Origin of the sequence: Acinetobacter sp. CE-15, assembly GCF_051059255.1 — a bacterium.
Lineage (GTDB): Bacteria > Pseudomonadota > Gammaproteobacteria > Pseudomonadales > Moraxellaceae > Acinetobacter > Acinetobacter guillouiae.
In genome coordinates, this window is record NZ_CP192737.1 from 641,291 (window position 1) to 654,324 (window position 13,034).

General features: G+C 35.2%; 15 protein-coding genes. 12 read left to right on the forward strand and 3 right to left on the reverse strand.

Going from position 1 to position 13,034, the window contains the following annotated elements; all coding sequences use genetic code 11:
• Nucleotides 1–31: 31 nt before the first annotated feature.
• Nucleotides 32–718 carry a hypothetical protein gene (locus tag ACQ7EO_RS03025; protein WP_434278846.1) on the reverse strand — a complete coding sequence of 229 codons (687 nt, stop codon included), beginning with the start codon at nucleotides 716–718 and terminating at the stop codon, nucleotides 32–34.
• A 114-nt stretch (nucleotides 719–832) separates the two neighbouring features.
• On the opposite strand from ACQ7EO_RS03025, the gene ACQ7EO_RS03030 reads away from it, so the two are divergent.
• The 5 genes from ACQ7EO_RS03030 to ACQ7EO_RS03050 all read left to right on the forward strand — a co-directional run bounded on the left by ACQ7EO_RS03030 (nucleotide 833) and on the right by ACQ7EO_RS03050 (nucleotide 4,046).
• Complete coding sequence (locus tag ACQ7EO_RS03030; protein ID WP_303577439.1) at nucleotides 833–1,264, forward strand: GNAT family N-acetyltransferase; 432 nt, start codon at nucleotides 833–835, stop codon at nucleotides 1,262–1,264.
• A gap of 79 nt (nucleotides 1,265–1,343) precedes the next feature.
• A complete protein-coding gene (locus ACQ7EO_RS03035; protein WP_434278847.1) occupies nucleotides 1,344–2,252 on the forward strand; it encodes a pyridoxal-phosphate dependent enzyme in 909 nt (302 codons plus the stop codon).
• Nucleotides 2,253–2,328: 76 nt separating this feature from the next.
• The gene (locus ACQ7EO_RS03040; protein ID WP_004817854.1) at nucleotides 2,329–2,988 is read left to right on the forward strand and encodes an HAD family hydrolase; all 660 of its coding nucleotides are present in this window, start codon (nucleotides 2,329–2,331) and stop codon (nucleotides 2,986–2,988) included.
• Entirely contained in the window at nucleotides 2,985–3,668 is a 684-nt protein-coding gene (locus tag ACQ7EO_RS03045) for a hypothetical protein (RefSeq protein ID WP_034617082.1), read from the forward strand. Before ACQ7EO_RS03040 ends, ACQ7EO_RS03045 begins: the two co-directional genes overlap by 4 nt.
• Nucleotides 3,669–4,046 (forward strand): hypothetical protein, encoded by a 378-nt coding sequence (locus tag ACQ7EO_RS03050; protein WP_434278848.1) that lies wholly within the window; start codon nucleotides 3,669–3,671, stop codon nucleotides 4,044–4,046. It abuts the gene before it with no gap.
• Between the two features lie 19 nt (nucleotides 4,047–4,065).
• Here ACQ7EO_RS03050 and ACQ7EO_RS03055 read toward each other — a convergent pair whose 3' ends face one another.
• Nucleotides 4,066–4,929, reverse strand: a complete 864-nt coding sequence (locus ACQ7EO_RS03055; protein ID WP_434279587.1) for a patatin-like phospholipase family protein — start codon at nucleotides 4,927–4,929, stop codon at nucleotides 4,066–4,068.
• Nucleotides 4,930–4,936: 7 nt separating this feature from the next.
• The gene (locus ACQ7EO_RS03060) at nucleotides 4,937–5,203 is read right to left on the reverse strand and encodes a hypothetical protein (RefSeq protein ID WP_004724087.1); all 267 of its coding nucleotides are present in this window, start codon (nucleotides 5,201–5,203) and stop codon (nucleotides 4,937–4,939) included.
• A 426-nt stretch (nucleotides 5,204–5,629) separates the two neighbouring features.
• Between ACQ7EO_RS03060 and ACQ7EO_RS03065 the strand changes: the two genes are divergently transcribed.
• The 7 genes from ACQ7EO_RS03065 to ACQ7EO_RS03095 all read left to right on the forward strand — a co-directional run bounded on the left by ACQ7EO_RS03065 (nucleotide 5,630) and on the right by ACQ7EO_RS03095 (nucleotide 13,032).
• A complete protein-coding gene (locus tag ACQ7EO_RS03065; RefSeq protein ID WP_434278849.1) occupies nucleotides 5,630–8,266 on the forward strand; it encodes a type VI secretion system Vgr family protein in 2,637 nt (878 codons plus the stop codon).
• A 1-nt stretch (nucleotide 8,267) separates the two neighbouring features.
• Nucleotides 8,268–8,816 carry a DUF4123 domain-containing protein gene (locus tag ACQ7EO_RS03070; protein ID WP_434278850.1) on the forward strand — a complete coding sequence of 183 codons (549 nt, stop codon included), beginning with the start codon at nucleotides 8,268–8,270 and terminating at the stop codon, nucleotides 8,814–8,816.
• Nucleotides 8,816–9,421, forward strand: coding sequence for a hypothetical protein (locus tag ACQ7EO_RS03075; protein ID WP_434278851.1), 606 nt, complete (start codon nucleotides 8,816–8,818; stop codon nucleotides 9,419–9,421). Before ACQ7EO_RS03070 ends, ACQ7EO_RS03075 begins: the two co-directional genes overlap by 1 nt.
• A 1-nt stretch (nucleotide 9,422) precedes the next feature.
• A complete protein-coding gene (locus ACQ7EO_RS03080; RefSeq protein ID WP_434278852.1) occupies nucleotides 9,423–10,871 on the forward strand; it encodes a M12 family metallo-peptidase in 1,449 nt (482 codons plus the stop codon).
• 7 nt (nucleotides 10,872–10,878) lie between these two features.
• Nucleotides 10,879–11,556, forward strand: coding sequence for a hypothetical protein (locus ACQ7EO_RS03085; RefSeq protein WP_434278853.1), 678 nt, complete (start codon nucleotides 10,879–10,881; stop codon nucleotides 11,554–11,556).
• Between the two features lie 66 nt (nucleotides 11,557–11,622).
• Nucleotides 11,623–12,081: a hypothetical protein gene (locus ACQ7EO_RS03090; protein ID WP_434278854.1), complete on the forward strand. Its 459-nt coding sequence runs from the start codon at nucleotides 11,623–11,625 to the stop codon at nucleotides 12,079–12,081.
• A 225-nt stretch (nucleotides 12,082–12,306) separates the two neighbouring features.
• Nucleotides 12,307–13,032: a hypothetical protein gene (locus ACQ7EO_RS03095; protein ID WP_434278855.1), complete on the forward strand. Its 726-nt coding sequence runs from the start codon at nucleotides 12,307–12,309 to the stop codon at nucleotides 13,030–13,032.
• Nucleotides 13,033–13,034: the final 2 nt, after the last annotated feature.

Here is a 13,034-nt window from a genome sequence, read left to right on the forward strand (position 1 = left end):
TTCTCTCTTGGTACTATTTAGATAAATTATTTTATTGCTGATTCATTTCATCAAGCTCAGCTTCGCTTGAGCCCGTGGTTTTTTGAGAAATGGTATCTGGAAAATATTGCGGATCATCCATTTCTGGAATCAATTGTTCACCCATTTTATGAATCAAGATGCTGGTTTTTAATGTTTCTGTTGGGGCTTTAATCAGTAGTTCTGTCAGAAAGTCTGTTGCTTTAGCTGCAAATTGCGCATCGCTTTCTTTGCTACCACGTTCAGGCATTTGGACATTGTCTAAATTAAGCACAGGGACTTTACAGGTTAACGGTACTTGAAAACTTTGACTATTTTCAATAATTTTACCATCCTGTTTACAGCTCTGATATGCAGCACTTTGAGCTTTCATTTGGCGCTCAAATGCTGGCGCAACAATTTTAAAATCGTTGGCATTAAATTGTTCTTTAAGTATTTCCTTCATCTTTTCAGATGCAGTGGCTTGTTTTTCGCCACTTTCATCGCGGTTTTTTTTAGCTTCAGCTTCTGAGATACCTGCAATTGCGGCACTCATTTTTAAATTAAGCTGATCTTGATTTGGGTCTTGAGAAAATAATCCAATCATACTTTTTGTGATAATGTTCACACGATCTAGCTCGGATGTTTTTGCATAAATACTTTGAGTCGTCAGTAAAATTGCGCTATAAATAAATACTTTAAATTTATGATTTAGAAACATAATTATTCTACAAGTTTAGTTAAGTTGGTGAAAGTGAACGCATTGTCACTGTGCATTACATTAGCATAATTGCAAGAATGAAGGATCAATTTCTCAACCATTAGGATTTAAATAATGAGCCAATTTGTCATTCAATCTGGGCCGTGGAGTCAGCTTCAACATGATGCAAAACTGATTCGAAGTATGGTTTTTATCGAAGAGCAAAATATCAGTGAAGCAGATGAATGGGATGAGCAGGATGCCATTTCATTGCATTTTGTTGTATATGCACAAGATCAACCCATTGCAACAGCGCGGTTATTGGAAAATAACAGTATTGGTCGAGTTGCTGTGTTGCAACAATATCGAGGTGAGGGGATTGGTAAACTGCTCATGCAACATATTATTCAAGTAGCAAAGCAGCAAAATAGAGCATTTCTTCAATTATCCGCTCAAGTCTATGCAACGCGTTTCTATGAAAACTTAGGCTTTCAGGTACAAGGTGAAGAATATTTAGATTGTGAGATTCCACATATCGATATGGGGTTAAGTTTAAAAAATGACTGAATTGAAATAAACCAAGATTGAAATAAACCAAGATTGAAATAAGCCAAGATTGAAATAAACCAAGAGAATCGATTTGCCCATGCTCAGTATAAAAACCCCGTTAATTCAATCTTTAGTTTTAAGCCAACTGAATCAATGTCAGGTGTGGTTAAAAATGGAAGCCTTACAACCGTCGGCGTCATTTAAACAACGAGGTATTAGCCATGCCTGTCAAAAATATTTTGAGCAGGGTGCCCAGCGTTTTATCAGTTCATCAGGTGGTAATGCAGGTTTAGCTGTTGCTTATACAGGTCGACAACTGGGTGTTCCTGTGACCGTCGTGGTTCCAGAAACCACAGCACAACGCGCGAGAGAATTAATTGCCCAGCAAGGTGCAGAAGTTATTGTACATGGCGCTTCATGGACCGAAGCCAATGCTTTAGCGCAGTCCTTATTAACACAGCAAGATGTATTTATTCATCCTTTTGATCATCCATTGTTATGGGAAGGCATTATCCCGATGATTGATGAAGTCATTGCAGAAGGCGTTACTCCAGATGCGGTGGTCTTATCTGTGGGTGGTGGAAGTTTACTTTCAGGTGTTGCAGCAGGATTAAAAAAACATGGTTTAGCCCATATTCCAATTTATGCGGTTGAAACCCAAGGTACAGCATCCTTACATGCTTCGATTGTTACTAAACAACATGTTGAATTGGATCAAGTGAGTGGTATAGCAACAACACTTGCAGCAAAAAAAGTCTGTCAAAATGCATTTGAAGTGAGCCAAGAACTTGAGGTTCGTAGTTTGGTGGTTTCAGATCAAGACACTGTAGATGCCTGTTTAAAATTTATAGATGATCATCGTATTTTGGTTGAGCCAGCATGTGGTGCAACATTATCAGTGCTTTATGATCAAGCGATTCAATTTAAACCCACTGATCAGGTCTTGGTGATTGTATGTGGTGGCGCAGGGATTACCCTAGAAACACTACAAGCATTCAATGGATAGAACGGACTGAATAGACAATTAATGATCATAATCTATTGATCCTTTAGCAAGTCTTTTCGATTTAGAGGATGGTGAGATGATTCAAGTTGTACTTTTTGATTTAGATCAAACCTTACTTGATCGCACCTCCTCCCTAAAGGCTTTTTTAAATTGGCAGGTAAATTTCTTCGAGCTGGTTACGATTCAACAGAAACCACAATTTATTCAGCGTTTTATTGAGTTGGATAACAATGGTTCTGTATGGAAAGATCAGGTGTATGCTCAACTTATTCAAGAGTTTCAAATATCCAACTATTCGACACAAGTGCTATTAGAGAATTATATTCAAGACTTTAATAAATTTTGTCGAAGTTTTAGCAATGTTGATCTGGTTATTTATAGCTTGTTTAAGGCAAATTTTTCTCTTGGATTAATCTCTAATGGAAAGACACCTTTTCAGGAAGATAATTTCAAAGCCTTAGGTTTAAGTGAGTATTTTTCGAGTGTGATTGTGTCAGAAGCTGTTGGACTGCGAAAGCCTGATCCAGAAATTTTCCAATTGGCATGTCAGCAGCTCGGTGTTATTCCTCAGCACTGCGTTTTTGTTGGCGACCATGAGATAGCAGACATTCGCGGTGCAAAAGCTTTGGGCATGAAAACGATCTTATTTGATCCTCAACAAAAAGAAACATCGACACAGGCCGATCATCGTGTAAAGTCTTTTCAAGACATACTTAGTATTTTAAAAATAAAATGAAAAGATTATATAAGCACGGTAGGGTACAATTTCAGGTTTTATTTTTATTTGGAGTTGTATCTCAATTCAGTGTATTTGCACAAGCCGAAACAGATAAACAACAACCGTTAGCCTATGAGCTGCAGGTGGAAACAAAGCCAAAAACTTATGATCCAGCGACACAGTCACGGATTCGGGTCTATCGAAAGGGTGCGACAAAAACTTTAATTCAACATTCATTTGATTGCGCAGGAAGAAAAGCTGGGATACGGGATTACTTAAGTGGAAATGGTGCATTATCTGCGCTAAAAGCGTATGCCAGAATTACCTTTAATATCGAAGAAGGGATGCCTCGTAGTGCGATTCAGAAAGAAGCTGAAAGCAATGCTATGCGGACTTACCAACTGATCTCTTATAAAGAGTTTATTTTAAATGCCGACCAACCTGTGAATTTATATGGTTTTGTATTTGGAGCGACTGATTCATCTCGGACAAAAGCACAAGTGATTGATCAATGTGTGGATGCTGTGGCTTCGTTCAGACCACAGGCTGGACACGATTATGAAATTTTAGGTAAATATCAAAATAACCAATGCCAATTTCAAGTATTTGATCTCAAAACCAATGATCAAATCCCTGTTTCTGACAAGCTTTATACTTGCCCTGAAAAGTCATGGAAGTTTTGGAAAAAGGATCAGTAAATGAAACGTGCAATACTCGGTATTTTTTTGATGATGGGGCTTATTGTACCCAATTTGACTTGGGCATCTTATGTCAATAAATGTCTCTTAACGGTTAAAGTCTTAGAAGAAACTTCAACCATGACGATGGCAATCAATGGGCCACAAGGTGAGTTTGAAAAAAGTAAATTGACGATGTATATCAAAATATTAAAAGCTGAAAAGAATGGAAGAGCTGATAGTGGATGTCAATCACTGGTCAATCAACGCATGCGAATTAAGATTGAACAGCCACCTTTGACCAGTTTAGTCAAAGGGCAAGTTGTACAAGTAGAAAGCATCACTCAGGATGCTTTTCCACAAGAAGGATATGTCACGCAATACAAGCTAAAAAATTAGTCTGTTGGGAACTTCGCTTTTAGCCTTTGTGTGTGTTGCTCCAGTCTTCTATGGCTTTTTGTCCGCTTTCTAAGCCAACTTCATAGGTATATTGCAATTTGCGTTTATCTTTACATAAACGGCCTGCTAATTTTTTATTGTCAGGTGGGCAGACTTCCAAAATGCTTTGTTGCGTATTTTGGCGGATAAAATCGACAGTTTGGTTATAACGAGTACAGCGGTTTTTCAGACTATCTGCAAAGCCAGTATATTGATTAAGCAAATATTTTGCCAAGAATTGATCGGCTTTACTGCTGGCTTTAAAGTAATTTTGTGTACGGGTACGAATCACCAAGAGGTTTTGAATATTTGCTTGTTGCGCTGCCCATTGAACAGGGAGGGCATCTGCGACACCGCCATCAAAATAAGGCTCTCCAAAAATTTCTACAGCCTGTCGTGTCAGATAGGGAATAGAACTAGAAGCACGTAATCCATCGATAATATTGTCTTTCCCAGCACGTAAATATTCAGGATAACCTGTACGAGCATGAGTCAAGACCATATAAAAGTCAGGATTTTGACTAAATAATGCCTGTTGATCTAGAGGATTCTCTTTCTCGACAATATTCCACATCCACTGCATATCCAGTAAATCCCCACCTTTAAAAAAGCGAGCATAACGAATAAATTCAGGTCGAAGTGAGTGGTCTAAATAGAGTTCGATATTGCGACCTTGTTGTCGAGCAAGGTAATTGGCGAGGTTTGTTGAACCAGAAGACACTCCAACAAAAAGATCAAAAGGGTTAAAATTTTGTTGTAGGAAAGCGTCAAGTACACCGCAGGTAAAAGCCCCACGCATACCACCACCTTCTACGACAAGCGCATTACGTGAATCATTGATCATAGATTGTTTAGTTTGCATGTTCTGGCTGAGCTGAGTTGTGTGGCATGTTTTTCATTTCATCATTCGACATTTGCTGTGTGTCATGTGGAGGTGCTGTATCAGTATTCTCAGTCTGAGGCGTCGCTATCTGCTTATTTTGCTGACTCGGCATATAATCTGGTTCATTGGTTACAGCCATATAGAAGAATACAAGGAATAAACAGCTAAAGATTGTTGCGAAAATTACTGCTTTAGATTTCCACAACGGTTTCTTGGGAGAGTTAACATCGTTCATAGGAAAATTCCTAAAAGAATGAAATGTGTAGCTATTTTATAACATAAAGCAGTAGTAAAGTTGGCATTGCTATAAAAGACATAAATTAAATGAGGCTTATGTATATAAACCCAACATGAATTGATCAGTATTGAATACATATCAGACATAACAAGCAGGCTGAGATTAAAATTGAAATCAAGCATATAAACAAGATTATTTTGAGCTTGATTTTAGGTGTTTATGGAAATGAAAAATGTTGATTTATTAGAAATATATGAATATTTAAACTACATTTTTAGCGATATTATTTATTTAATTTTTCAACAATTAATCAAAAAATCTATTTGAATTTAAGTATTTTTAGTAATGAAATTGTTTTTTTAAATAGAAAAATTTTAGAATTAATTTTATAATAGAGGCAATTAAAACGAATAAATTATTAAAATGAACAGCTTAGTAAATAGCATTTATAAAATATTGGATCAGCTTGGACTAAACGCACAAAAACGAGCCTTGCATATCCAATTTACAAATACAGACTTAAACAACCAAGTCTTCTTACAACGTATCGATGGACAACATGGTCTAAACCAAGGTGTGTCTGTTGAACTGATTTGCCTTGCCACTTCGGCTATGATTCCACTTAAACAATTTATCGGTAGCCAAGTGGCCATTGATCAAGTCACAGATCATGGACAACTGTTTCGTAGCACTGGGGTGATTACTGAGGCCGCACAAGGGCAGAGTGATGGCGCACTAACGCTATATAAACTCAAACTCGAAGATGCCACTTCACTGTGGCATAAACGCCGTAACAGCCGAGTGTTTATGAATAAGTCGGTTGTTCAAGTCATAGAAACGCTGTTTAAAGAATGGCAAGACAAAAGCCCACTCTTTGCATCGAGTCTAAGTTTAGATAAAAGTGGACTGAAAAAAGACTACGATATCCGACCATTTATCATGCAGAGCAACGAAAGTGACTATGCATTTTTAAGCCGCTTGATGCGCAGTGAAGGGATCAACTGGTTGATTGATGAAGCGCAATTGATTGTGCCTAGTTCTGCAACTCAAATTCAGCCACAAAAACTGCGTTTGGTGGATGACAACAGCGAATACAAAGCACTAGAACGAAGAAAGATTCGCTTCCATCGCAGCAGTGCCACAGAACAACAAGACAGTATCACCAGCTTTATCGGGCAACGCAGCTTACAACCCACCGCTGTCCACGTACAACGCTGGCAAGCAGATGTTTTAGAGCAAGAAGAGGGCGCAGGCAGTGTTCAAAGCAAACACCAGCACAGTCAAAACCAAAACAATGCCAGTCTCGGTTTAGAACAGGCTTGGCATATCAGCCCAGCATGGATTCAAGATCTGAATGGTGAAGACCAAGCAACCGCGTCAAATAATAATCAGATTGAAAAGATCAACCAAAACCTCAGTCATTACTATGATGCTCAATCCAAGCAATTTATAGCCAACTCCACTGTACGTGATGCGCAAGTAGGTTACTGGTTTGAGTTAAACGAACACCCAGAAATAGACCAACACAGTGGCTCAGACAAAGAGTTTCTGATCACCTCAAAGACATTCTATAACCAGAACAACTTACCCAAAGATCTGAATGAACAAATCAATCGCTTGCTCCAACAGAGCAATTGGGTCAATTCAAATGTAGACTCAAATAACCCAGAGCGCCAAGCCAATCAATTGGTACTACAACGCCGTAATATCACCACTGTTCCTGAATACCACCCACTACAACACCGCCCAAGTACCCATCCACAACGAGCCAAAGTGGTTGGGCCAAGTGGAGAAGAAATTCATGTCGATGAATGGGGACGTATTAAAGTTCGCTTCCTGTTTACCCGCAATGAAGATCATAGTCATGATGGTGGTGCAGGGAGCAATGACAACGACACCGATTCCGCTTGGGTGGATGTACTGACCCCGTGGGCAGGTGAAGGCTATGGTGCACGGTTCTTACCGAGGATTGGTGAGATTGTCGTGATAGATTTCTTTGATGGCAATATCGATCGACCATTTGTGGTGGGGCGTATCCATGAAGCGCAACGAAGTCCAACCAAATTTGATGACAAAGGCCAATTGCCTGATACTAAAAAACTGGCAGGGATCAAAAGTCGAGAAGTTAAAGGCAGTGGCTATGGCCAGCTTAGATTTGACGATACCACAGAGCAAATCAGCAGCCAGCTACAAAGCAGTCACGGTGCGAGTCAACTCAATCTCGGTAATCTGAGTCATCCTAAAGAAACTGATACCAGTGAAGGGCGAGGCCAAGGCTTTGAACTAAGAACAGACCAATGGGGAGCAGTGCGTGCAGGACAAGGTTTATTGCTGAGTACCCATGCTCAAGACTCAGCTTCAGGTAACCATCTCGATGCGACTGCGGCGAAAAGTCAGTTAGAAAGCAGCCTAAATAATTCCAAAGCCTTAAGTGAAGTTGCTAAGAATCAGCAAACTGATCCACTGGATGTATTGGAAAATCTCAAGCAATTTCTTGATCAAATCGAAAAAGGTGAAAAAGACAAAGCGGATGCATTTAAACAAGCTTTGATGATTTTAGCTGCACCGAATTCAATCGCATTGGCAAGCAATGAAGACTTACATCTTTCTGCGGATAAACAAATCAGTTATACAGCAGGTGATAGTATCAACCTGAGTACGCAAAAGAATTTAGTTGCACATGCACAATCAAAGATCAGTCTTTTTGCGGCACAGGAAGGGGCAAGGTTATTTGCTGGAAAAGGTAAAGTTGAACTTCAAGCTCAAGATGGTGGTGCAGATGTGATTGCACGCAAAGGGATTCAAATCATTTCGACCGAAGAGATGATTGAGCTAAAAAGTCTCAAAGAAATTATTATCACCTCTGGTGGCTCTCAATTAAAAATTAATGGTTCAGGTGTATTTGTGACCACGGCTGCTAAGTTCGAAGTGAAGGCAGGGCAACATAGTTTTATTGGTGGAGCAAAAGTCGATTATTCACTTCCATCATTCTATGAAAATATTTGTAAGCCTTGTTTGTTAGATGCTGCAAAGTTTGGAATGGCATTTGTTGATAAATAAAATGAAAAGAAAAATTGTTCCATTTAAAAATATAAAAAGCTGTATCGAAGATGATCAACATGATTTGAACATGTATTTAATCTTGGATGCAGCGCAAGTTTCAGATCAAACTTTGCACTTTATCAATACATGGCGAAATGACGCAAGGCTAGAGTTTTATTCATTATTTTCAGGTACAACGGAGGGCAATGCACCTTTTGAAGTTGCCCCTGTACTTGTCTTAATCAATGATTTCGAGGTATTTGAAGAAGAAGGATTTAGCTTTATTCATCAAACATGGAAAGATGAACAGGCTTTAAATCTGGTATTCAGTTCATTGAATCTGACTCAGTTTGTTAAAAAAATGAAAGGCTATCTCACAGTAGAATTTCCTGATGGTACACAAAAATTATTTAGATGGTTTGATCCAAGAATTGTTAAAAAAATTCATAAAATACTGACAGATCAACAAGAAGATGAGTTTTTTGAGGGTATTACAAAATGGGTCATTTCAATTCGAAATTATCAGGATGTAGATTCTAATCAATTAATGGTATTGGAGAATGCATAATGCTCATACTCAGCCAAGAAAAATTATATGAATTAGATGTTGAGCAAAATAAAGAATTTTTATATGACCTTGTCTATGAAATTATAAAAGAAAACCCAGCCCTTAAACTGAATGGGCAATTTGATCAGCTATTAGAACCTGTCCAAAGCCTGATCAATCTATATATTGAAAAAGGCATCAATCAAATTTATACACTCAAATATATGGTGAAGAGCCATGTTTATTTGGGAATAGATTATGCAAATGATCCGCAATATTTTTGGCTCCAAAATGAAATGCAGCATTACAATATTGCGGAGCAAGTATCTTATGTAGATGCTTTTTATACACTTTTGGAAAGCTATAAAAGTGTGGTTTTAGGGCATGATTTTAAATTTGTTTTTAAAGCAATAGACCAGTTAAATCAGAGTTTTAGTCATTCTAATCTTCAAGAAAATCTTTCAATTATTTATCCAGAAAAAATAGAGTTTTTAAAACAAAAAGATTTATTGAGTTCACTTCAAGAAAATTATTCCAATGATATCCAATCATATAAAGAGTATGTATTGGGAAAAGAATTTCATCATAACGTTTTTATAAAAAATTTGATTAATTTGGAGGTTTAAGATGGGTGTTGGTGGTGCAAGTCCTGCAGCGGGTGCTTCATGTGCAACGTGTTTAAGGAAGTTTACTGTTCATTTTCGGAGACCTTATAATCTTGGACGAGCAACAAAGAGATATAACGGTGAATTTGGTTTTGATTGGCTAAGAGATGAATATATTTATCCAATACAAAAGATTGATGAAAATAGAAAAATTGTATTAGTTGATGACAGTAATAAAGCGATTCAAAAATTAAAAAAAATATACACAGAGAATATGGTGAAAATAGCACCATGGGGAAAGGAATATATACCAGCATACTTGGCAATATTTGCCACAAATGTGAAAGATAAAAATGCAAGTACATCAATTAATAAAAATGGAGCATTGCTCGATTTAGAAATTCATCAAGTTGCTGGAGATGATGAAACTCCTTTACAAGATGATGGTACAAAAATAATATTTGAAACAAATGAAAAATGTATAAAAATATCTACATCAACTGGTAATGAAAAAAGTAATCGTTTGGAGTTACCACTTTCAAATTTTTTAAAGAACCGACAGAGTGTTGATTTAGTAAATAATAAAAGGTCGTATTATGATAACCAAGGCTCAATCCGAATAATTTGTGATGGCGCTACAACAAAGGGAGCTTTAGTTACAGTTAAAGCAAAAAAAAGTACAGCGATAGAGGTTGTTGGGCAGTTGTATATATTTCCAAATGATAAAGTGCCATTAGCAAAAATTTGTTTTGTCGATGTTAGCTTTAACCAAAATAAAGTACTGAGACCTAAAAAGACTGGGCTTGAATATAGCTTGAAATACCAATCTTTTAATCAAGCATTAATTAGGCCTAAAATCGTAAGGGATACAATATTCAACATAAAAGATATGTTAGATAGAAATAAGACTTGGGACTTAGAAGAGTTTTATAATAAATATTATGTAAACCAACCTAAAAACAGCTTAGGTAATAGTATAATTAGTAATATACATGATAATGATTTTAAACATGACTTAATCTTTTTATTTCAAAAATATGCAAAAGTTAATGGCTTAATAAATTCAGATTCAAATGATGTTACATATGTTTTTTTTACAAATACACAATGCTCTTATACAAGAAATGGTCAAGCCTACAATAGGAAAGGGAGTGCAATTTATGCTCCTGAAGCTGGGTCTAATGGAGAAAAAGTTTGGGGGAACTCAGTTGTTATTTACCATCATGGAGCAACTGAATTGGAGACTGTCGTCCATGAAATAGTTCATAGCTTTGGATTATCCCATGTATTCCAAAATGGAAAAGATATATCATATTGTTTTCATCAAGGGTTTACGGATAATTTTATGGATTATGAATTTACAGGTGAAAAAAAATCACAAGACTCCGCCTATAAAGGTAACCAAATAGCATTATTTAGAGATCAATGGTTAAAAATGAGAAAAGATAGAAGTTTGGATTATAAAGGATAAAGATATTATGAAATTATTGGTTTTATTTGTAGCAATTTTGAGTATGTCTGCGTGTTCATTTGATTCAAATAAGGATAATTGTAATATAAAAAATAGTGAAAATTCAGATGTTGAAAATAGTTATGATGTTAGAGTTGGAAGAAATATTTCTAACTTTGTAGATGAAAATAGAATTTTTTTAAATTATGATCAAAAAGAAATAATTAACAGATATAAAAAATTAAATAGCAATTATATGGTTTTAAAAGTTTTAGATAAACTTCCTGCTGAAATAGGGTTTGCAGATGGTACTGTAGGTAATAATGTTGAAGAAAATAAGCATTATATGTCTAATCTAGATACACGTATAAACTTTAAGACAAATTACATATTTTTTAAAAGTACCAATTATGTACCTTACGATGATAAAATCCTCAATACTATTGCTAAAATGTTGGGTGATCAAATTTATGTGATCAATGGAAATAAAGTAGATGATAAAGATTTAGATAAAAATATTAATCTTTTTATTAAAAGGCTCGAGTGCAGCACTTCGTCACAAGAGGAAGTGCTAGAGTGGAATGTAAATGATATTCATATTATTTTAGAAGCATCAGGAAATAAAAATGAAAAACTAACCAGTCTTTTTTTTACAGTTTATTTTACAAAGAAAACGGATAAAAAATATGAAACATCAATATATTAGTTTTCTATATCTATGGTATTAAAAACTATCTAGAAATTTTATACCTTTGATAAGGCTTAATGAGTTATGAGGAAAATTTTAACTATTTATATATTCTCTTTTTTTCTATTTGCATGTGCTCCTAATGAGCCATTAGATCATCTATGCCAGATAAATAACAAAACTAAGAAAAGCGATACTCAAAGTGATGTAAAGGAAATATCGAGAGATATTAATTTATTTGTTGTTAATCATGATTTGTATTTGGACTATAATTTTAAAAAAATATATAGCAAATATAAGGAAATGAATTCAAATTATTTGAAGTTAAAAGTTATAGATCGATTATCTGCTACTCAAGGTTTTGATAATGGAATAGTTCACAATGAAAATTTTGAAGATAATTATCATCATATGTCTACATTAGAAGTACGAACTACAGGACAAGGTCCAAATACAAATTATTATGCTAGTGATAATTTCGTTCCATTTGATGAAAATATCCATAAAATATCTATCAATCAATTTATGATCAAATTTTCTTAATAAATTCAGCAGCTTTAGATAAAAGTAGTCTTGATAACTTCATAGAAAATTTTTTAACTAAAGGACGATGTCAAGGTGGGGATCAGTACGGAAAGGTTATTACTGAAAAGAATTTTAATGGTGTACATATTATCTTGGAATCTGAACCTGAATGGTTTGTAGGGAAAGGCCAAGTCAATAGTTTTGCTTATACTGTATACTATACAAAAATGACAGATAAAAATTATGAAAAATCATTATATTATTAAACTTAAAATAATAATTTTGATATGCTTTTTTATAACGTCCTATAGTTTTGGTAGTAGTATTGAAGATCATACAAATTATTATATTTTTAAAAATAATAGTGAACCTCTAATAGCCCCAGAAGTGGATTTTAGTAAAAATGCCCCTGTGAATCAGCTTAAATTGGAAACTATTTCTATTGATTTTTATAAAATTAAAAATGAAATTTTAAAATCAGGATACATTGAGCATAAGGAAAATGCTCCCTTGAGTAAGAAACGTTATGAAATTGAACCAAATTCATATGGTATAAATAAGATCTTCTTTTTTGGTCGTGGAGATGGACTACCTGAAATCTCATCTACAATATATTCAACTGGAGAGAATCTTAAGTCTCAACGTAAAATAGTAATCTATTTAGGTCATGATTATGATGAAGTTACTGGAAGATATAAGAAAATTAATTTGGACCCAGAAGTTCCAATGATCTTTACAAATATTTTAGAATTGAATGAAAAAAATTTAATGGATGTTTACGAAAAACTATTGCAAGAGCACATAACAGATATTGAGAATAGAGTACATAAGTATGGAAAATTTTTAGTCACAAATAGAATTGAAGTTTCAGGTTTTTGGTTTGAGTTTAATACTGATCAAACAAATAATTATACTGCCTTTTATATTTATAAGAGTAATGGTGTGCCAAAAGTAAATGCTAGTGATTAATA